The organism is Sphingobium terrigena (assembly GCF_003591655.1).
GTDB classification, from domain to species: Bacteria; Pseudomonadota; Alphaproteobacteria; order Sphingomonadales; family Sphingomonadaceae; genus Sphingobium; species Sphingobium terrigena.
The window spans coordinates 115,105-135,252 of the sequence record NZ_QVRA01000009.1; the positions used below are offsets into that span (position 1 = coordinate 115,105).

Below are 20,148 nucleotides of genomic sequence, written 5' to 3' on the forward strand. Positions count from 1 at the left end.
AAAATCCTCTTTTATTGTTATATTTCAGAACGTTATCGCAATTTTCCCCCTGGAGGGAACACAGGACGGGACCAATAGGGTGGAGATTGAGGGCGAACTCAAGACGGCGCTGAAAGAGCGCAAGGTCCAGTTCGAAATGTTCTTCACCCTGCCTGATTTCAGCGACATTTCGTTGCGTGACTATCAGGAAACGATGCAGCGGCCCTTCTTCAGCTTGTCGAAACGCAAGCGCATCAAGCCCATCGATTATACCAGTCCCGACAAGTCGGTGAGCGTCCATGTCTCACCCAATCCCGCCTATGGCATGGCGACGATCTGGGACGCGGACATCATGATCTACCTTGCCTCCCACCTCAACGAATTGCGCGAGCGTGGGGCCAATGATCTGTCGCCGGTGATCCGGCTCCAACCGGGCGACCTGCTCAAGCGCATCTGTTGGGGGACCAGCGGCCGCGCCTATGAACGGTTGGTCAACGCACTGGACCGGCTTCAGGCGACGACGATCAAGACCAACATCCGCGCCAGTGCCAAGAGCCGCGAGACAACCTTCTCCTGGATCGACAGCTATACCCATCTGGTCGATGAGCGCACACAGCGATCACTGGGTATGGAAATCACCCTGTCCAAATGGTTCTTCGACGGGGTGATGGACAAGCGCAACGTGCTATCGATTTCACCGCTCTATTTCGAGATTACCAGTGGCCTTGGCAAATGGCTCTATCGCGCCTCGCGCAAACATGCCGGAGGCAATGGCGCGGACGGCTTCACCATCGGTTTCGAGACGCTGCACCAGAAGAGCGGCAGCGAGAGCCTCTATCCCGTTTTCAAGCGCAAGCTGCTGGATCTCGCCCGCGTCAATGATCTGCCCGATATCAGTCTGGAAGTGATTGATGGAGATGGCCCGCGTCCCAAGATGAAGATGGTGATGCGGCGGCATCTGAGTGAACGGGCCAGAACCCGGCGACAGGCCGCCCTCCCCTCCCCCGGCCAGGACGATCAGGAGATGGTCGACCCGCGTCTGGCGCTGGGCATGATTTCCAGCCTGTCCAAAGAGATGCGGGTCAACACGGATGACGCGCCGCGACGTGTGATCGGAACGTCACCGGCGCGCCGATCCGGCCCCACTGCCCGCACAAACGCTAGCAAGATGATCGACGCAGAAGTTTATGCAGCTATTCGCGCTGACTTTCCCGGTTGGGATTATGATGAACTGCTGCACCGGTTCGATGCATTTCTCAGTGCCAATCCGTCGGAATTGCCGCGCAACTATTCCAAGCGCTTCTACGGTTTCGTCAAAGAACATCACCGCCGCAATAAATATCGTTTGTGATCTCTGGTCTGGCATAGCATCGAATTCGCGACGCGAACGTGTTTTTAGAATCGCGTGTCAGGAATCAATCATCCCCGCCCGTTTAGCACCTTGCCCCTGTAAAACGCCGCAGATGCGGGCCTTTCGCGCAGGCGGCCATTCGTCGCTGGAGTTGATGGTTCGACATTGAACGCGTCGCATCAGTGATTCTGAAAACACGTCGGACTACCGTTTACACGACGCTGTCCGTCCAATGTCACCAACATTGGATCGGTGCGACAGCAAGTTCTGCCCATAATGCAGACGAAGCCCATGCCCGATGGACGCATCATATCTGGCGTGATGAACTGAACGTGCTTTTAGATTCATGCACGCGCATCGGGTGGCGTCGGCAGCACCGCGTTCACAAAATGCGAACAAAAGATGAAATAGGCGAGAATGGCGCTGAGAGGCCCGTAGGGCCCATCCAGTGCCAGGGGATATCGGAGGTCGTCGGCTGCCCGGAATGGCGCTCAGAGAGGCTCTGGCGAGGTGTCATTTTCTGCCTCATCCGACCAGAAATCGTCTACGAGCCAATCTGAACGACGATGAGGACGCTGTGCAATGAGTGGCGTCATGTTCACGGGCAGGGCATAGCTGCGGTAGCTGGCTTGCCCGGACTGCTCGATCAGCAGCCCTTCGCCCACTGCGATGGTCAATAATTTGATCGCCCCCGCTGATGTCAGGCCCAATGCCTTGGCCACAGAGCCGCTTGAAATGCGCGGATGGGCCATGGCCAGGCGCAGTACGTCCTTCAACCGGCCCGGACGTCGCCTCTGCTCGATATGCTGCGCCGCCCGCCAGGCATAGGCGCGTAACCGCGTTTCCAGATCGAGATGGGCGCGCGCGCCGGTGCTGATCGCGTCGAGCCAGAGCCAGCCCAGTCGTTCGCCAGCGGCCCGCTTCCATGCAGCTCCAGCGATGTCCAGCCCCAGCGCGGTCAATCCTCCAGCCGAGCCGGTCCATCGCCCCGGACCCCAACGATCGCCGATCAACAGGCTGGCAACAAGATCGCCCTGCCCAATCGGCGCATGACGCCGCCAGAGCTGGAAAAGTTGCGCGCCATGGAGCAGGGGCGGGGAGGGGGGGAGTGCCGCAACATCGCGCTGCCATGCCGCTACGGCTGAGAGAATGTCCGCCGCATAGCGTCCTGCCCGCAAGACAGAATCAGGGTTAGTACCGGTTGGCGGGATAGCGCCAAGCCAATGCAGCACCTTGAGGCCGTCATTGAGGAGTGCATCAAATGTGATCGAGGTGCCAACCGCCTGCCGCCAATGGCTGAGATCGAAGGCCGAGGTCGAAACGGCTCCACGGCCGTCAATCGCAAAATCCTGATCATCGATAGGGCTATTGTCGATCCGGGCCAACGCTTGCCGTTCAGCGATAAGCGTGCGAATCCGCCAGGGATAACGAACCGGGCTGAACCTGCGCCGCTCCTCCAGCCGTTCCAGCGCCCCTTGCGCTTCGGCATAGGCGAGGATTAGCCTGTTTCGGTGGTCGAAGCGCGGGTCAGAGGGCTGCATAGGGTCAGTTGCACCGAATATTTTATTCAAAATGAATCAAATAATAATAACAATGATATCATTATTTATATTAAACGATAATCCTTCTATAGCAAGCCAGCTCCTACACCACCTCCCGTTGGCCGACCGCCCATCGCTGGGTCGATCCTTCATCGCCCGCGTTGACGCATAGCCACGCGCTGGCCAAACCATCCGTCCATATTGCCACCCGCCCGAAAGCTGACATCATGACCATCGCCCTTGCCGATCCATCGCTGTTGCGCGACCAGTGCCTGATCGATGGCCTCTGGACCGGAGTGCCAACCATCCCCGTAACCGACCCGGCGACCGGCGCGACCATCGCTTCGATCCCCGATCTGGGCGTGAGCGAAACACACGCTGCCATCGCCGCGGCCGATGCGGCGCTCCCGGCATGGCGCGCGAAAACGGCGGCGGAGCGCGCCCGGATCCTGCGTCGCTGGTTCGACCTGCTGATCGCGCATCAGGATGACCTGGCCATGATCCTGACCCGCGAACAGGGCAAGGCGCTGGCCGAGGCCAAAGGCGAGATCGCCTATGCGGCCAGCTTCGTCGAATGGTTCGCGGAAGAAGCCAAGCGCGTCTATGGCGAGATCATCCCGTCCCACCGCGCCGACAGCCGCATCGTCGTCATCAAACAGCCGGTCGGCGTCGTCGCCGCGATCACGCCCTGGAACTTCCCCGCCGCGATGATCACGCGCAAGGCAGCCCCGGCGCTGGCGGCGGGTTGCACAATGGTACTGAAACCTGCGACCCAGACCCCACTGACTGCGCTGGCACTGGCTGCGCTGGCAGAGCGGGCAGGGGTGCCGGCGGGCGTGTTCAACGTCGTTACAGGATCGTCACGGATTATCGGGGGCGAACTCACCGCGAATCCGCTGGTGAGCAAATTGAGCTTTACCGGTTCGACAGAGGTCGGCCGCACGCTGATGGCGCAATGCGCGCCGACGATGAAGAAATTGTCGATGGAACTGGGCGGCAACGCCCCCTTCATCGTCTTTGCTGACGCTGATCTTGACGCGGCGGTCGAAGGAGCAATGGCGTCCAAATATCGCAACAGCGGCCAGACCTGTGTGTGCGTCAACCGCATCTTCGTCCAGCGCGACATAGCCCCGGCTTTCGAGCAGAAGCTGGCCGACGCTGTGGCGAAGCTTAAAGTGGGACCGGGCACCGAAGCGGGCGTCACCCAGGGACCGCTGATTGATGACAAGGCGATGGAGAAGGTCGAGGAGCATGTCGCCGATGCCCTGGCCAAGGGCGCGCGGCTGGTAAGCGGCGGGCGTCGCCATCCGCTGGGTCACAGCTTCTACGAACCCACTATCGTCGCAGGCTGCACCCCGGACATGGCATTGGCCAGCGAAGAAACATTTGGCCCTCTCGCTGCGCTCTTCACCTTCGATACGGAAGAAGAAGTAATCGCGATGGCCAATGATAGCGAAGTCGGGCTGGCGGGCTATTTCTACACGCGCGATCTGGCGCGCGCCTGGCGGGTAGGGGAGGCGCTGGAAGTTGGCATGGTCGGCATCAACACCGGGCTGATCTCGACCGAGGTCGCGCCCTTCGGCGGCATCAAGCAATCGGGCATGGGCCGCGAAGGATCGCGCCATGGCATAGAGGATTATGTCGAGATCAAATATATGTGCATGGCGGGCATCTAATCGAGAACATAAAAGGGCAGGGCATGACAGGCATAGTGGCGGTTACGGGCGCAGCGGGCGCATTGGGACGCAAGGCGGTCGAGATATTGGCTGCCGCCGGGTGGAAGGTGATCGGCCTCGACCTGGGCGAGGTAGCACCCGATGGCGTCGCGCTGGCGCTGGGCGGCGTGGACCTGACCGATGAGGCGGCTATGACCGCAGCGGCCGCGCGGATCGAAAGCGAAGTTGGGCGGCTCGACGGGCTGGTCAATATTGCAGGCGGCTTCGCCTGGGAAACCGTGGCGGACGGCAGCGTCGCGACCTGGGACAAGCTCTATGCCATGAACGTCCGCACCGCCCTGATCGCCAGCCGCGCGCTGTTGCCGCTATTGCGCGCCAGTCAGGGGGCGATCGTCAATATCGGCGCGGCGGCATCGGTCAAGGCCGGGGCGGGGATGGGGGCCTATGCCGCCTCCAAATCCGGCGTCGCGCGCCTGACCGAGGCGCTGGCCGAGGAACTGAAGGACGAAGGCGTGCGCGTCAACGCCATCCTGCCCAGCATCCTCGACACGCCCGTCAACCGCGCAGACATGCCGGACGCAGATTTTACGAAATGGGTGTCACCCGCGCAGCTCGCGGGGGTGGTGGCTTTCCTGCTGTCGGCAGACGCCACGCCGATCACAGGCGCGCTGATCCCGGTGACCGGGCGGGTCTGATCCGCCTCAGCCCAGCTGTCGGTCCGCAAAGGCAAACACCGCGTCATTGAACGCATCATTGGCGTCGCCCGCCACCATATGATGCGCGCCGTCGATATGGACATAGTCGGCGTGCGGCACCATTTCCATGAAGGCCCGCGCGCCTTCTTCCGTGACGATGCGGCTGCGCCCGCCGCGGATCAGCAGGGTAGGGATAGTGAGGCCACGCGCCGCGCTTTCCAGCACCGTTGGTCCCTCGGCCTGTTGTTTCGCATCGACACCCATCGACATGAAGGCCGGGTCCCAATGCCAGTACCAGCGATCACCCCGCTGGCGCAGATTCTTCGCCAGCCCTTTGCTGCTGCGCGGCTTGTCGCGATGGGGGAGATAGGCGGACACGGCGTCCGCTGCCTCCTCAATCGAGGCGAAGCCGTCCGCACCCGCGCTCATGAAAGCGATCACCTCATTCGCGCCCTCCATGTCGACATGGGCGGTAATATCCACCAGCACCAGCGCGCGCAGTGCAGCCGGGTCCGCCGCCGCGACCATCATCCCGACAATACCGCCGAGCGACGCGCCCACCACTGCCGGCGGCTGCTCCAGCTGCGTCAGCACAGCGCGCAGGTCGTCGGCAAACAGGTCGAGGTCATAGCGCCCGTCCGGCGACCAATCGCTGTCGCCATGGCCGCGTAAATCCAGGCTGATCGCGCGAAAGCCGTGCCGCGCGGCCTCCACCAGCGCCTTGCCCCAGCTTTGCCGCGTCTGCCCGCTGCCATGCAGAAACAATAAAGGTTGCCCGTCCACAGGGCCAGTCGCATCGGCAGCCAGGTCCAGGCCTGCGCCGCGCAGGGTCAGTCGTTCGATCGCGCTCATGGGCGCACCCTTACGCCTTTATCGCCGCGCGGAAATCCTCATTCTTCAGGAATAGCGATGTATTGTCCGCCCCCAAATGGGTCCATTTCAGGTTCAGCCCGCCATCGACAAGGATGGTCTGCCCGGTGATATAGCTCGACAGGTCGGACAACAGGAAGGCGATTGCGCCTGCCTGCTCCTCCGGCTGGGCGCGGCGGCCCATGGCAATGGCGGCCTGATCGCGAGCGACATCCTCGTCAATATAGGCGCCCGATCCCGGCGTGATCGTGGTGCCGGGGGCCACCGTATTGACACGGATATTGTCGAGCGCCAGCTCGGTCGCCAGCGTGCGCGTCGCCGCAACGATCGCCGCCTTCGCTGTGCCATAGGCGATATGATAGGGCGCGCTGTTCAGCCCGCTGATCGACGACACACCCACGATCGCACCCGGATTGCCCCGCGCGCGCAACTCCCGCGCCACCGCCTGGCTCATGAAGAACATCGTTTCCAGATTCTGCTCGAACAACGCGCGCCAGTCCGCGCGCGTCACCCGTTCGGCCCGCATCCAGGTCTGCGGCGCGGCCCCGCCTGCGATATTGGCCAGGCCATAGAGTGTGCCGGGTGCTGCCAGTGCCGCCTCCATCACTTTCGCTACACCCTCGTCCGTGCCGACGTCAGCAATCACCGGCACAATCGCCAACCCTTCCGCGATCAGCGGCGCGATATGCGCGTCGAACTTGGCCTGCGTCCGTCCGGCGGCGATCACGGTCGCGCCCGCCTGCGCCAGCATCCTGGTCGTCGCGGTGCCGATGCCGCCGCCTGCCGCGCCAGTGACGATGATCGTGCGCCCCTCAAAACTCATCAGCGGCTGCGCCATGCTCTGTCCTCTCATTCTCTTGTCGGTCGCGGTTCTAGCGCGAGGCGAGGCGCGCAAAACAGGGGCGGCAAGAAAAGATCGCCACAGCGCTAACCGGGGGCTCTGCGTTGCAAATGAACACTAGTGTTGATTAACTCCCCGCAACGATAGAATCCATGGAGCGGATATGAGTTGCAAGCCCACGCGGACGCCAGCGCCCGATACATTCGATATCCCTGCGCTGCGCGAAAAATATCGCGAGGAGCGCGACAAGCGTCTGCGCAGCGACGGGCAGGGTCAATATCAGCCCACGACCGACGACACGACCCACAGCTATGACGAGGACCCCCATCAGCCGGTCGTTCCGCGCGATCCGGTCGTCGAGGAACTGGACGTGCTGGTGCTGGGCGCGGGCTTTGCCGGCGTGCTCGCGGGCTATCATCTGACCAAGCAGGGCGTCACCAATTTCCGCAATATCGACCATGCCGGCGACTTTGGCGGGGTATGGTACTGGAACCGCTATCCGGGCATCCAATGCGACAATGACGCCTATTGCTATCTGCCGCTGCTCGAAGAAACCGGCTTCATGCCGTCCAAGAAATTCGCCGATGGCGCGGAAATTCAGGGCTATATCAAGCAGATCGCGCAGACATTCGGCTTTCACAACCGCGCGCTGTTCCACACTCTCATCACCTCGCTGAAATGGGATGAGGGCATCCAGCGCTGGCGCGTCGCCACCAGCCGGGGCGACGAATTCCGCGCGCGCTTCGTCATCATGGGCTGCGGCGTCCTCAACATGCCCAAGCTGCCGGGCATCGAAGGCATCAACCAGTATAGGGGCAAGATTTTCCACACCGCCCGCTGGGATTATGGCTATACCGGCGGCAGCTACGAAAACCCCGTGCTGGACCGGCTGGGCGACAAGCGCGTCGCCATCCTTGGCACCGGTGCCACCGCGATCCAGGCAGTGCCGCATCTCGCCCGCTACGCCAAGCAACTCTATGTCATCCAGCGCACGCCCTCGACAGTGGACGAACGGCCCAATCCGCCGACCGACCCCGATTGGGCGGAATCGCTGCAACCGGGGTGGCAGGCGGAGCGGCAGGCCAATTTCCACCGCGCCGCGATGGAATTTTTCATGCCCGGCGAACAGGATCTGATCTGCGACATCTGGACCGAAATCGCGCGCAACCTCCACGCCGAGCTGGAAGCCGAAGGCTGGCCGCAACTCTCTCCGCAAGAATTCATGGCCCGGCGTGAAGTGGTGGATTATCGCGTCATGGAACGGCTGCGCGCGCGCGTCGATGAGATGGTGAAGGACGAAGCGACCGCTGCCTCGCTCAAGCCCTGGTATCGTTTCCTGTGCAAGCGCCCGCTGTCCAGCAACGATTTTTACGCCGCCTTCAACCAGCCCAACGTCAAGCTGATCGACGTCGCGGAATCGCGCGGGCTGGAACGAATGACGGAAAAGGGCTTCGTGTCGAACGGCGTCGAATATGAAGTCGATGCGATGATTTTCGCCAGCGGCTTTGAAGTCACCAGCGACCTCAAGCGGCGCTGGGGCATCGACGTGGTGGAGGGGCGGGGTGGCCTGTCCATTTACGATCATTGGGCAAATGGTCCGCTGACCCTGCACGGCACCATGACCCATGGTTTCCCCAACCAGTTCTTCATCGGCTATATTCAGGGTGGCCTTAACGCCAGCGTCACCGAACAGTTCGGGCGGCAGGCGCTGCATATCGCCCACATCATCCACGCGACGATGGAAAAGGGCGCAACCTCGGTCGAAACCAGCAGGGAAGCGCAGGACGCCTATGTCCAGCATTTTCACGATGTGGAATATGACACCTCCGCCTTCCAGATCGAATGTACCCCCAGCTACTTCACCAATGAAGGGCAGGTAAAAGCCCCCTGGGCGCTGTTCCGCAGCTACGGGCCGGGCTGGGCTGCGTTTCAGACCTTGCTGGAGGAGTGGCGCGCAAAGGGCGATCTGGCGGGCATGGAATTGCGGTCATGATCGCCGGGGGGATGATGTCGCCGCGCGTCCCGCTTTCACTTGGGTCAAGCCTGTCTGTCGCGATATTCGGACGCGCGGGATCAGGATGCGGGAGGATGGCATGAATAGCCCGACCAACATCGATGTGGACGATCTGACAAAGCCACTCACCTATCCGACCGAGGCGTTCCTGTCGAAAGACTATGCCGCAGCGGAGAAGGAATATCTGTGGCCAAAGGTCTGGCAGATGGCGTGCCGGGTCGAGGAGTTGCCGAATGTCGGCGACTGGCTGACCTATAATATCTGCGACGATTCGATCATTATCGTGCGCACCGCGCCAGACCGGCTGAAGGCCTATTTCAACGTCTGCCCGCATCGCGGCCGCCAGCTGGTCAATACGCCTGATACCGTCCATTCGGTGCGCGGCAACGGACGCCGGAATTTCATCTGCGGCTTCCACGGCTGGACCTTCGATATCGAAGGCAACAACACCTATATTCTCGATCCGCAGGACTGGCAGGGCGCATTGACGCCCGACTGCACCCATTTGTCGGAAGTGAAGGTCGACACATGGGGTGGCTGGGTCTGGGTCCATATGGATATGGATGCGCAGCCGCTCGTCGAATTTCTGGGCGATGCCGGGCGCATATTGTCGCATTTCGAACTGGACAAGATGCGCTACAAATGGCGCAAATGGGTGGTCTATCCGGCCAACTGGAAGACCGCGCTCGAAGCGTTCATGGAACCCTATCATGTCACTGGCACCCACAGCCAGCTGCTCGCCTATGGCGATTATTACGCCTATAGCGCCGCCTATGGCCTGCACGGGGTCAGCGGCTTCGACCAGCGCGACCCGGCCTTCAGCATGAGCCAGAGCAGCAGCGTGACCCGCGCTGGCAAGGGCGACGATCCGCGCCGCTCCACCTACGAACTGATCCGCGAAAATTACGAAACGCTCAACTATGCGGCCTCTACCGAGACGCTGGTCAATGCTGCCAGCCGTCTGGTGGATGAACTGCCCGAAGGCACGCCGCCTGCCGATGTCATCGCCCATTGGCTGAAATCGGCCAAGGCCGACGATGCCGCGCGCGGTGTCATCTGGCCGGAAATTCCGCCCGAAATCATGTCGGAAGCGGGCCTGGCCTGGAATGTCTTTCCCAACATGTCGGTGCTGCACGGGATCACCTTCGCGCTTTGCTATCGCACGCGGCCCTATGGCGACGATCCCAATATGTGCATTTTCGAATCCTACGCGATCGAGCGTTTCCCCGAAGGCGAAGAACCGCAGACGGAGTGGGACAATGCGCCCGCGACCGCCGAAGGCTGGGGCGCTGTATTGGCGCAGGATTTTTCCAACATGGAATGGGTGCAGAAGGGGATGAAGTCGCGCGGTTTCCGCGGGCCGCTGCCCAATCCGCATCAGGAACGCAAAATCACCAATTTTCACCGCAACCTAGCCACGTACATGGGTACGGGCGCACCGAGGCACCTGAAATGAGCTATGACGATCCCAAGCCCGCCGCTGCCGCTGTGACCGCATCGGGCAAGCCTGGCACCCCGGTTTACAAGCGCGTGCTCGACCTGTTCGAGGCTGAGGGCATCAACACGCTGTTCGGTATTCCCGACCCGAATTTCGTTCATATGTTTCTGGAGGCGGAACGGCGCGGCTGGACCGTGGTGGCCCCGCATCATGAAGCTGCCGCCGGTTTCATGGCCGAAGCCGCCTCGCGTATCACCGGAAAGCCCGCCGTTGCCATCGGCACGCTGGGGCCGGGCATCGCCAATATGGCGCCCGCCATCCAGTGCGCGCTGGTCGAACATTCGCCGGTCATCTTCCTGTCGGGCCAGCGCGCCCGCGTCACCGAACAGCGCGTCCGCCGTGGCCGCATCCAGTTCGTCAAGCAAATGCCGCTGTTTGAAAATTCGGTGAAATATGCCGCATCGATCGAATATGCCGACCAGACTGACGAGGTGATCCGTGAGGGCATCCGCAAGGCGATGGGCGGCACGCCCGGCCCGGTCTATATCGAATATCCCAGCCACATCATCCTGGAAGAGCTGGACCTGCCCGCGCCGCTGGTGCCGGAGCGTTACCGTCTGGTCAATCAGGGGGCGGACATCGACCGGGTGAAGGAAGCCGCTGACCTGATCCGTGCGGCGAAGAACCCGATCCTGCTGGTCGGCCATGGCGTCCACACCTCCCGCTCCGGCGCGGCGGTCAAGGAACTGGCGGACCTTATGAACTGCCCCGTCATCCAGACGTCGGGCGGCACCAGCTACATCAAGGGGCTGGAAGATCGCACCTTCCAGTACGTATTCTCCAAGGCGTCGATCGAAGCGGTGACCGAGTCCGACCTTGTGCTGGCGCTCGGCACCGAACTGGGCGAGCCGGTCCATTTCGGCAAATGGCGCTACTGGATGAAGAATGAAGCGATCCGTAAGTGGATCTATGTCGAGCAAGATCCGTCGGCGATCGGCGTCAACCGCCCGATCGACGTGCCGCTGGTCGGCGATCTGCGCGGCGTCGTGCCGCAGCTGGTTGCAGCGCTGAAGGACACGCCGCGCGCGCCCGCCCCGATGCTGGAAGCCTTCATGCGCGACGGTCAGGCAGAGCTGGACGAGCTGGCGGCGGAATCGCTCACCAAGAGCGACGGCAGCGGCGACGTTGCGATCCATCCTGCGCAGCTCGCGGTGCAGGCAACACAAGCCTTCCCCAGGGACGGCATCCTGATCCGAGACGGCGGCGCGGGCGTAGTGTTCCAGTGGACCTATTCGCAGTGCAAGCCCAACGACGTCATCTGGAACCAGAATTTCGGGCATATCGGTACCGGCATCCCCTATGCCACCGGCGCGATGCTGGCCGATCGGGCAGCGACCGGGGTCAGCCGTCCCGGCATGTTGCTGACGTCGGACAGCAGCTTCATGTTCCACATCGCCGAACTGGAAGTGGCGGTGCGCACCAAGCTGCCGCTGGTCTGCGTCATTGGTGTCGACAATCAATGGGGTCTGGAAGTCGGCGTGTACAAGCGCACCTTTGGTCCGGGCACCGAAGAAACCGGTACCCACTGGAGCAAGGACGTCCGTTTCGACAAGATCGGCGAAGGCTTTGGCTGCCACGGCGAATATGTGACTCGTGCGGAGGACATCAAACCCGCCATCGAACGCGCCTATGCCAGTGGCAAGGTGGGCGTGGTCCATGTCGTGATCGACCCCAAGGCGAATTCGGAAGAAATGCCCAAATATGCCGAATTCCGCACCTGGTACGCCGAAGGCACGCAATAAAAACCTCATCATTGAGGGCAGGGCTATCACATATGACCCCCCTCTTTCACCGTCACCCTGAACTTGTTTCAGGGTCCATTTCTCCGGCTCAAGCCGTTGTTTGTGACGAGAAATGGATGCTGAAATAAATTCAGCATGACGTTGAAGGGATAGCGAAAAGTCATGTGCGACAGCCCCCGCCTAAAGGGGGGAGGATATAAAGACGGAGAGACCCATGCGCGACCATCTGCAATTCTACATTGACGGCCAGTGGGTCGATTCGGTCGAACCCAAAACCGCCGAGGTCATCAACCCGGCGAACGAGCAGGTTGCAGGCCACATCGCGCTGGGTTCGACAGCGGACGTGGATAAGGCCGTCGCCGCCGCCCGCCGCGCCTTCCCCGCCTGGTCGGAAACGACGCGGGAACAGCGGCTTGACCTGCTGCGCGCGATCCAGGCCGAATATCAGCGTCGCCTGCCCGATCTGGGCGCGGCGATCCGGGAGGAAATGGGCGCGCCATCGGGCCTGGCCAACGGCTTCCATGTCGGGCTTGGCGCAGGCCATCTCCAGACCGCCATCGAACTGCTGGAAAATTTCGCGTTCGAGGAATTGCGTGGACCCACTATGATCCGCCGCGAGCCGATCGGCGTCTGCGCCCTCATCACGCCATGGAACTGGCCGATGAACCAGACCTGCGTGAAAGTCTTTCCCGCGCTCGCTACCGGCTGCACGATGATCCTGAAGCCGCCGCAGCTCGCCCCCTTCTCCGCCCAAATCCTTGCCGAAATCATCGACGCGGCGGGCGTTCCGGCGGGCGTGTTCAACATGATCCAGGGGCAGGGCAGCGTCATCGGTACGGCGCTCTCGACCCATGAAAATGTCGATATGGTGAGCTTCACCGGCTCCGAGCCGGTCGGCGTGCAGATCCAGAAGGACGCGGCCACCACGGTCAAGCGCGTCGGCCTGGAACTGGGCGGCAAGAGCGCGTTCATTGTGCTGGACGACGCTGCGCTGGCGGACAACGTCACTGGCGCCACCGCGGGCATGATGGGCAATAGCGGCCAGACATGCAGCGCCGGATCGCGCCTGCTCGTCCCCGCCGCGCGCCTAGACGAAGCGCTCGCAGCGGCGAAGGCTGCGGCCGACGCCGTCACCGTCGGCGACCCGGCGGGCGATGTCGCCATGGGACCTGTCGTGTCCAAGGCGCAGTACAACATCATTCAGGACTATATCGCCAAGGGCGTGGCCGAAGGCGCGACCCTGATTGCGGGCGGTCCCGGTCGCCCCGACGGCATCGACAAGGGCTGGTTCGTCCGCCCCACTGTGTTCCTTGGCACCAACGACATGGTCATTGCGCGCGAAGAGATTTTCGGTCCGGTGCTGGTGATCATCCCTTACACTGACCTGGATGATGCGGTCGCCATCGCCAATGACAGCCCCTTTGGCCTCGCCGGCTATGTCAACGGCCTCGACACGGACGCGGTTCACGCCGTCGCCCGCCGCCTGCGGACCGGCTGGGTCAGCATGAACGGCGGCTTCGATTTCCACGCCCCCTTTGGCGGCTACAAGCGCAGCGGCAACGGGCGCGAATGGGGCGAGTTCGGCTTCCACGAATATCTCGAAGTCAAGTCCATGCTGGGTTACGCCTGACATGAACGGCCGGATCGCGCCCAGCGGCATGACGGCAACGGAAGGGTGGAGCCTTGAACGGCTCACGCCCCCCAGCCGTCTCTATGGCGCGAACGGCTTGGCCACCGGCGCGGACGGTCGCCTCTATGTCGCGCAGGTCGGCGGCAGCCAGGTCAGCGCAATCGACGTCGACAGCGGTGTGATCTCCACCATCAGCCCGATGGGCGGCGACATCGTCGCGCCCGACGATCTGGTGTTCGATGAAGCGGGCAATCTCTACCTGACCGAAATTACCGAAGGCCGCGTGTCGATGCTGACGCCCGGCGGGCAGGCGCGTATCATCCATGGCGACATGCCCGTCGCCAACCCGATCACCTGGCATCGGGGTCGCCTGATCGCGGGCGAATGTCGCATGGGCGCGCGGATCATGGAATTGCCGCTCGACGGCGGCGCACCGCGCCTCATCCTCGACAATGTGCCGATGGCCAACGCCTTTCAGGTCGGCCCGGATGGCAAACTCTATTTTCCCGTCATGGGTGCCAATGAAATCTGGCGCGTGGACCTCAACGGCGGCGCGCCCGAAGTCGTCGCAGGCGATCTGGGCGTGCCGGACTCGGTCAAGTTCGACAGCAAGGGCCGTATCGTCACCACCCAGGTCGCGAGCGGTCAGGTGCTGCGCATCGATCCGGTCAGCGGCACGCGGGAGGTGCTGGCAGACCTTGGCCCCGGCCTCGACAATGTCAGTTTCATCGGCGACCGCATCTTCGTGTCCAGCATCCCCGGTGAGATCACCGAATTGATGGGCGACGGCAAGGTCCGCTCCGTCGTCCCGCGCGCACTGCAATGGCCGCTTGGTCTGGCGGTGGACGGGGAGGGGGCCATCTTCGTCGCCGATGGCACGTTCGGCTACACGCTGCGCCCCGGCGGTGTGCCGCAACTGGCGGGGATGATCTTCTACCCCGGCTGTCCCGGCTATTTGCGCGGTGTTGCACCGGGCGCGCAGGCAGGGGAATGGATCGTCACCACCGGCACCGGCAGCCTCGCGCGCTATCGACCGTGGGAGGGGGCCAGCGAGTTCCTCTCCCACGGCCATGACCGGCTGATGGGTGTTGCGGCCAACGCCAGCGGTGCCATCGTTTTCGCCGAACAGGGCACGGGGCAGGTGCATGTCGCCGAAAATGGCACAGTGCGCGCAATCGCCACGGGCCTTGATCAGCCGATGGGCGTCGCGTTGGATGGCGACACCGCCTATGTCGCCGAAGCGGGCAAGGGGCGCATCGTCCGGCTGCAACAGGGCCGCACCGTGGAAACGGTGGTCGAAGGGCTGGGACGGCCCGAAGGCATTACGATCAGCAACGGCACCCTCTATGTCATCGACACACAGAGCAAATCGCTGATCGCACTCGATCCCGCCAGCGGCGCGCAGCGCACCATCGCCACCCATCTGCCAGTCGGCGCGCCTGTCGGCATCACGCCTAAATATCTGGGACCGATCGGCGACATGGCTGGACCGATGATCAATTTCTGCGGCCTCACCGCCGGGCCGGATGGCACCCTCTATCTGTCTGGCGACGCCGAAGGCAGCGTTCTGGCGCTACGCCCCGCCGCCTAGCTGCCCCGACAGAGCACTCGCCGCCTCCACCAGCGCATCCTGCAACGCGCCAAGCTCCCGGCCCAGCGCCGCGCCGATGCCGATCGCGACCAATGCATGAACCGGCCGTCCCGCGCCCTTCCACACCGGCGCGGACACCACGGTCGCGCCCGCAATATATTGCCCCTCATCCACAGCGAACCCCTGTTCGCGGGTCCGGCGCAACTGCTCCATCCAGTCGTCGAACGCGGGCGGATCGTCCCAGCGCAACTGGTCGAACCGCGCCTTCAATTCTGCCTCAGGATAGTCGCCAAATGCCGCGATGCAGCGCCCGGTCGCGCTGATCAACGCCGGAAAACGACTCCCGACCTGCGTGCTGAGCTGAAACCCGCTGCCCGATTGCGCCATGGCGACGACGATCATATGGTCCAGCCCCACCGCTTGCACACCCAACATGGTCAAACCGAAACGCCCAGCCAGCCGGTCGAGATGCGGCTGCGCCAGATCGTTGAACAGGTCGCGCCGCAACCAGTGCCGCGCCAGCGTCAGCACGCCCGCTTCCAGCGCATAGCGCTTGGTGTCGGGATCAAACGACACCAGTTCCTCTTCCGCCAAGGCCCGCAGCACATAGAGGCAGGTGCTGGGGACCAGCCCCAATTCCTTGGCGATCGCCTGTACCCCCAGCGGCCGCTCGCTACGCCCCAGCAAGCGCAATATGGCCGCCGCGCGAGCGATGGCGGGCGCTTTGCTATCTTTCACTGCGCGCGCAACCTTTCGGACGGGGGAGGGGGTGGGCAGGGGCGTGGGGTCGGCCATGGCGCATATCTCCATCGCCCCAGCGATGGACGATCATTCAACATATAGAACATTGTTCATGATTTACAACAATGGAGTCGGCGTGACATTTCGGTTTCGTCATGGCGAAGGCGGCTTTCCTGTCGTTCGCTATAGTGAACGGACGGAACGAATGACCAAGCTCACCGACTATAGCAGCTATGCCGATGCGCAGGCCCATGCGACGCCCAATGCGCCGTGGGAGCTGTTCGACGGCAACCGCGAAGAGATGAACATCGCGCATGAGTGCATTACCCGCCATGCCGATGGATCGGGCCGCGCAGCGGTGCGGATCGCGCACGCCGATGGCCGCGATGAGATATTGAGCTTCGACACCATTTCGGCTGGCGCGGCCCGCTTTGCCCATTGGCTCGATGCAGAGGGCGTTCAACCCGGCGAACGCATCGCCTTCATGCTGGAACCCTCCTTGCCCTTCTATGTCTGCCTGTTCGGGGCGATGCAGACCGGCGCGATTTCGGTGCCGCTCTTCACCCTGTTCGGTCCCGACGCGCTGCGCCTGCGGGTGGATGACTGCAAGCCGACGATCCTGATCACCAACAGCGAAAAGGCGGACCTGGCACGCAGCATGAACGGCCCGCGCGTCGTCGTTGCCGACGATGGCCTGCTCGATGAGATTGAGAAATATCCCGCGACCTACACGCCGAAAACCAAGGCGAACGATCTGGCCGTGTTCCAATATACGTCCGGCACCACCCGCGAATTGCCCGAAGCGGTCAAGCACAGCCACCGCGCGCTGGTGACGCTGATGTTCGCCGCGCTCTACGGCACCGGCATCCGCCCCGGCGACGAATTTTTCTGCCCTTCCTCGCCCGCCTGGGGTCATGGATTGTGGCATGGCACGCTGGCCCCGCTGGGCATGGGCGTGACGACCGGTACCTTTGCGGGCCGCTTCGATCCGGTCCGGCTGATGAAGGCGCTGGACGATTATGGCATCACCAACATGTCGGCCGCCGCGACCCATTATCGCATGATGAAGAATAGCGGCAAGGCAGGCGACTACAGCTTCCATTTCAAGAAGCTGTCCTACACCGGAGAGCCGATCGATCCGGCAACGCTCGACTTTATCGAAACCTATTTCAAGGTGCCCGCCTGCTCCATGTATGGCACGACCGAAATCGGCGTGGTGCTGGTCAATTATCCCGGTGCCGACGATTTCGCCGTCAAGCCCGGTTCACTGGGCAAGGCGGTGCCGGGCCAGAAACTGCAAGTGCAGCGTCCCGACGGCACCCCATCCGACCCCGGCGAGATTGGCGAGCTGATGCTATGGCGTCGCGACAATTGGGAAACCACCAAGGATCGCGCAAAAATCGACGCGGACGGCTATTTCTACCATTGTGGCCGCGCCGACGATGTCATCATTTCGGCTGGCTGGACGATGAGCGCGGTCGAGATTGAAAACACCCTGCTCAAGCATCCGACCGTGCTGGAATGTGCCGTCATCGGCGTGCCCGATCCGCAGCGCGGGCAGGTGGTCAAGGCATTCGTCATCGCCAATGTCGATGGCAGCGACGCGCTGGTGAAGGAACTTCAGACCTTCACCCGCGAAAAACTGGCCCAGCATGAATTTCCCCGCGTGGTCGAATTCGTGACCGAACTGCCCAAGACCCCGGCGGGGAAAGTCCACCGCAAAATCCTTCGAGATCGTGAGGCTGCAAAAGCAGCCGAACTCGTCAACTGAACCCTAGGAGAAGAAACATGGCAACTTTGGCGGAAGCCCCCACCAATAAATTCCCCAAGATCACCGAGGAAGGCCTCGACGATCTGCGCAAGCGCATTGGCGTCAAGATCGAGAATACCGTCGAGCCGTGGAATTATGAAGCGACCCGCGACGCGATCCGTCACTATGCCCATGGCATTGGCGACGATAACCCATTGTGGTGCGACCCGGCCTATGCCGAAAAGACCAAATATGGCTCGGTCGTCGCGCTGCCCAGCTTCCTCTTCACCACCAGCCGGATCATTTCGGGCTATTGCGGTGGCCTGTCGGGCGTCCATGCCATGTGGGCGGGTGCCGACTGGACCTGGCACAAGCCTGTGTTGCGCAACGACACGATCCGCACGGAGGCCTATCTCAAGGATCTGGTCGAACATCAGACCAAATTTGCCGGCCGTTCGTTCCAGCAGATCTACCATGTCGACTTCTTCAACCAGTCGGGCGACAAGGTGGCCGAAGGCGACAGCTGGGTATTCCGCACCGACCGCGACGAAGCCCGCGAACGCGGCACGAAATATACCGAAGCGCGTGGCCGCGTGGAGCAATATACAGAGGAAGAACTGGCCGAATTTACCCGCCTGTATCAGGAAGAGGAAATTCGCGGCTCCGTTCCCCGCTATTGGGAAGATGTGAATGTCGGCGACGAACTGCCGCGCATGATGAAGGGACCGATGACGGTCACCGGCTTCATCTGCTATGCTCAAGGGTGGGGCGGCCTCTACATCCGCGCCAACAAGCTCGCCAACCAGATGCAGCAGGCGCATCCGGGCCTAGGCATCCGCAACCGCTTCAACGTGCCAGACTGCCCTGAGCGCGTTCACTGGGACGAAGCCTTCGCGCTCGAAGTCGGCGCACCGGGGGCTTATGACTATGGTCCAGAGCGTTGCAGCTGGCTGACCCACCACATCACCAACTGGATCGGTGACGATGGCTTCCTGACGCGCAGCAAGTGCCAGATCCGCCGCCACAATCCTGATGGCGACGCGATCTACATCGACGGCAGCGTGATCCGCAAGTTTGAGGAAAACGGCAAGAAGTTCGTCGAAATCCAGCAGCAGGCGACCACCCATCGCGGTGAAGTCTCGGCCTTCGGCACCTCGATCGCGCAATTGCCCAGCAAGCCAGCCTGATCCCTTTGAAGGGGTAGGAGAGGGGGTCGTCGCCGCAGCGATATGCGGCGGCGACCCTTTTTCGTTGCGTTCGTATCGCTAAGATCGGGCCAAAGTGAGTTGAGAGGATCGCAGGATGGACGAGATGCGCTTTGACGGCCGGGTGGCCGCGATCACCGGAGCGGGCCGTGGGTTGGGCCGCGCCTATGCGCTCTTGCTGGCGGCGCGCGGCGCAAAGATCATCGTCAACGATCCGGGCGTGTCGATGCAAGGGGAGGGGCGCGATGCCGGTCCCGCCCAAGCATTGGTCGATGACATCCGCGCCGCCGGGGGCGACGCCATCGCCTCGACTGACAGTGTCGCGACGCGGGAAGGCGGGCAGGCGATCATCGACGCCGCCATGACTCATTATGGCCGCATCGACATCCTCATCCACAATGCAGGCATCGTCCGTCGCGGCTCTCTCAATGATTTGAGCTATGCCGATTTCGAGACGGTGCTGGACGTCCATATGCGCGGTGCCTTCCACGTCGTGCGCGCCGCGTTCCCGCACATGACCGCGGCGAATTATGGCCGCATCGTCCTGACCGGATCGATCAACGGCCTCTATGGCAATGCAGGCGTCGTCAATTATTCCATGGCCAAGGCCGCGATGACCGGCCTGTCCAACGTCGCCGCGATCGAGGGTGCGGCGCATAACATCAAAAGCAACATCATCCTGCCTGGCGCGGTCACCCGCATGGCAGATGGCCTCGACACCAGCGCCTATCCGCCGATGGACCCGGACCTGGTCGCCCCCACGGTCGGCTATCTGGCGCATGAAAATTGCGCGGTATCGGGCGAAATGCTGATCGCCATGGCAGGCCGCGTCGCCCGCGCCTACATGATGGAGACGAAAGGCATGTTCCGCCCCGACTGGACCATCGAACAGGTCGCGGAGAATCTCGACACCATCCGCGCCACCGACGAGACGCTGCATTTCCCGCCCGTGCCTGACGGCCATATGGACCATCTGCGCTATTGTTTCGCGATGGCGCGAGCGGGCTGACCCTTCATCCTCCCC

Annotated in this window: 15 protein-coding genes; 11 read left to right on the plus strand and 4 right to left on the minus strand. The window is 62.5% G+C overall.

From position 1 onward, the window contains the following. Positions 1 to 79 precede the first annotated feature (79 nt). Positions 80 to 1,330 (plus strand): replication initiator protein A, encoded by a 1,251-nt coding sequence (locus D0Z70_RS11930; protein ID WP_182913941.1) that lies wholly within the window; start codon positions 80 to 82, stop codon positions 1,328 to 1,330. Between the two features lie 491 nt (positions 1,331 to 1,821). On the opposite strand, the gene D0Z70_RS11935 is transcribed toward D0Z70_RS11930, so the two are convergent. Then, positions 1,822 to 2,871, minus strand: a complete 1,050-nt coding sequence (locus D0Z70_RS11935) for a hypothetical protein (RefSeq protein WP_119746656.1) — start codon at positions 2,869 to 2,871, stop codon at positions 1,822 to 1,824. A 227-nt stretch (positions 2,872 to 3,098) separates the two neighbouring features. On the opposite strand from D0Z70_RS11935, the gene D0Z70_RS11940 reads away from it, so the two are divergent. Continuing rightward, the gene (locus tag D0Z70_RS11940; protein WP_119746658.1) at positions 3,099 to 4,547 is read left to right on the plus strand and encodes an NAD-dependent succinate-semialdehyde dehydrogenase; all 1,449 of its coding nucleotides are present in this window, start codon (positions 3,099 to 3,101) and stop codon (positions 4,545 to 4,547) included. A gap of 23 nt (positions 4,548 to 4,570) precedes the next feature. Continuing rightward, positions 4,571 to 5,242, plus strand: coding sequence for an SDR family NAD(P)-dependent oxidoreductase (locus tag D0Z70_RS11945; RefSeq protein WP_119746660.1), 672 nt, complete (start codon positions 4,571 to 4,573; stop codon positions 5,240 to 5,242). A gap of 6 nt (positions 5,243 to 5,248) precedes the next feature. On the opposite strand, the gene D0Z70_RS11950 is transcribed toward D0Z70_RS11945, so the two are convergent. Then, complete coding sequence (locus tag D0Z70_RS11950; RefSeq protein ID WP_119746662.1) at positions 5,249 to 6,094, minus strand: alpha/beta fold hydrolase; 846 nt, start codon at positions 6,092 to 6,094, stop codon at positions 5,249 to 5,251. A gap of 10 nt (positions 6,095 to 6,104) precedes the next feature. Further along, positions 6,105 to 6,950, minus strand: a complete 846-nt coding sequence (locus D0Z70_RS11955; protein ID WP_119746664.1) for an SDR family NAD(P)-dependent oxidoreductase — start codon at positions 6,948 to 6,950, stop codon at positions 6,105 to 6,107. Between the two features lie 166 nt (positions 6,951 to 7,116). Here D0Z70_RS11955 and D0Z70_RS11960 point away from each other — a divergent pair, with 166 nt between their 5' ends. The 5 genes from D0Z70_RS11960 to D0Z70_RS11980 all read left to right on the plus strand — a co-directional run bounded on the left by D0Z70_RS11960 (position 7,117) and on the right by D0Z70_RS11980 (position 15,428). Beyond that, the gene (locus tag D0Z70_RS11960; protein WP_119746666.1) at positions 7,117 to 8,946 is read left to right on the plus strand and encodes a flavin-containing monooxygenase; all 1,830 of its coding nucleotides are present in this window, start codon (positions 7,117 to 7,119) and stop codon (positions 8,944 to 8,946) included. Positions 8,947 to 9,046: 100 nt separating this feature from the next. Next, positions 9,047 to 10,423 carry an aromatic ring-hydroxylating oxygenase subunit alpha gene (locus D0Z70_RS11965; protein ID WP_119746812.1) on the plus strand — a complete coding sequence of 459 codons (1,377 nt, stop codon included), beginning with the start codon at positions 9,047 to 9,049 and terminating at the stop codon, positions 10,421 to 10,423. Continuing rightward, the gene (locus tag D0Z70_RS11970) at positions 10,420 to 12,207 is read left to right on the plus strand and encodes a thiamine pyrophosphate-binding protein (protein WP_119746668.1); all 1,788 of its coding nucleotides are present in this window, start codon (positions 10,420 to 10,422) and stop codon (positions 12,205 to 12,207) included. The genes D0Z70_RS11965 and D0Z70_RS11970 overlap by 4 nt, the downstream gene beginning before the upstream one ends. Positions 12,208 to 12,421: 214 nt before the next feature. Next, the gene (locus D0Z70_RS11975) at positions 12,422 to 13,837 is read left to right on the plus strand and encodes an aldehyde dehydrogenase family protein (RefSeq protein ID WP_119746670.1); all 1,416 of its coding nucleotides are present in this window, start codon (positions 12,422 to 12,424) and stop codon (positions 13,835 to 13,837) included. A 1-nt stretch (position 13,838) separates the two neighbouring features. Continuing rightward, entirely contained in the window at positions 13,839 to 15,428 is a 1,590-nt protein-coding gene (locus D0Z70_RS11980) for a Vgb family protein (RefSeq protein WP_119746672.1), read from the plus strand. Here D0Z70_RS11980 and D0Z70_RS11985 read toward each other — a convergent pair. Further along, the gene (locus tag D0Z70_RS11985; RefSeq protein WP_119746814.1) at positions 15,411 to 16,223 is read right to left on the minus strand and encodes an IclR family transcriptional regulator; all 813 of its coding nucleotides are present in this window, start codon (positions 16,221 to 16,223) and stop codon (positions 15,411 to 15,413) included. The genes D0Z70_RS11980 and D0Z70_RS11985 overlap by 18 nt on opposite strands. A gap of 151 nt (positions 16,224 to 16,374) precedes the next feature. On the opposite strand from D0Z70_RS11985, the gene D0Z70_RS11990 reads away from it, so the two are divergent. The 3 genes from D0Z70_RS11990 (at position 16,375) to D0Z70_RS12000 (ending at position 20,133) form a co-directional block, all read left to right on the plus strand. Beyond that, the gene (locus tag D0Z70_RS11990) at positions 16,375 to 17,940 is read left to right on the plus strand and encodes an acetate--CoA ligase (RefSeq protein ID WP_119746816.1); all 1,566 of its coding nucleotides are present in this window, start codon (positions 16,375 to 16,377) and stop codon (positions 17,938 to 17,940) included. Between the two features lie 17 nt (positions 17,941 to 17,957). Then, positions 17,958 to 19,106, plus strand: a complete 1,149-nt coding sequence (locus tag D0Z70_RS11995) for an FAS1-like dehydratase domain-containing protein (RefSeq protein WP_119746674.1) — start codon at positions 17,958 to 17,960, stop codon at positions 19,104 to 19,106. A 115-nt stretch (positions 19,107 to 19,221) separates the two neighbouring features. Next, positions 19,222 to 20,133 (plus strand): SDR family NAD(P)-dependent oxidoreductase, encoded by a 912-nt coding sequence (locus D0Z70_RS12000; protein WP_119746676.1) that lies wholly within the window; start codon positions 19,222 to 19,224, stop codon positions 20,131 to 20,133. Positions 20,134 to 20,148 lie beyond the last annotated feature (15 nt).

Coding starts and splice junctions, on each gene's coding strand:
- D0Z70_RS11935 (WP_119746656.1), bottom strand. CDS start 2,871: ATGCAGCCCTCTGACCCGCGCTTCGACCACCGAAACAGGCTAATCCTC.
- D0Z70_RS11940 (WP_119746658.1), top strand. CDS start 3,099: ATGACCATCGCCCTTGCCGATCCATCGCTGTTGCGCGACCAGTGCCTG.
- D0Z70_RS11945 (WP_119746660.1), top strand. CDS start 4,571: ATGACAGGCATAGTGGCGGTTACGGGCGCAGCGGGCGCATTGGGACGC.
- D0Z70_RS11950 (WP_119746662.1), bottom strand. CDS start 6,094: ATGAGCGCGATCGAACGACTGACCCTGCGCGGCGCAGGCCTGGACCTG.
- D0Z70_RS11955 (WP_119746664.1), bottom strand. CDS start 6,950: ATGGCGCAGCCGCTGATGAGTTTTGAGGGGCGCACGATCATCGTCACT.
- D0Z70_RS11960 (WP_119746666.1), top strand. CDS start 7,117: ATGAGTTGCAAGCCCACGCGGACGCCAGCGCCCGATACATTCGATATC.
- D0Z70_RS11965 (WP_119746812.1), top strand. CDS start 9,047: ATGAATAGCCCGACCAACATCGATGTGGACGATCTGACAAAGCCACTC.
- D0Z70_RS11970 (WP_119746668.1), top strand. CDS start 10,420: ATGAGCTATGACGATCCCAAGCCCGCCGCTGCCGCTGTGACCGCATCG.
- D0Z70_RS11975 (WP_119746670.1), top strand. CDS start 12,422: ATGCGCGACCATCTGCAATTCTACATTGACGGCCAGTGGGTCGATTCG.
- D0Z70_RS11980 (WP_119746672.1), top strand. CDS start 13,839: ATGAACGGCCGGATCGCGCCCAGCGGCATGACGGCAACGGAAGGGTGG.
- D0Z70_RS11985 (WP_119746814.1), bottom strand. CDS start 16,223: ATGGCCGACCCCACGCCCCTGCCCACCCCCTCCCCCGTCCGAAAGGTT.
- D0Z70_RS11990 (WP_119746816.1), top strand. CDS start 16,375: ATGACCAAGCTCACCGACTATAGCAGCTATGCCGATGCGCAGGCCCAT.
- D0Z70_RS11995 (WP_119746674.1), top strand. CDS start 17,958: ATGGCAACTTTGGCGGAAGCCCCCACCAATAAATTCCCCAAGATCACC.
- D0Z70_RS12000 (WP_119746676.1), top strand. CDS start 19,222: ATGGACGAGATGCGCTTTGACGGCCGGGTGGCCGCGATCACCGGAGCG.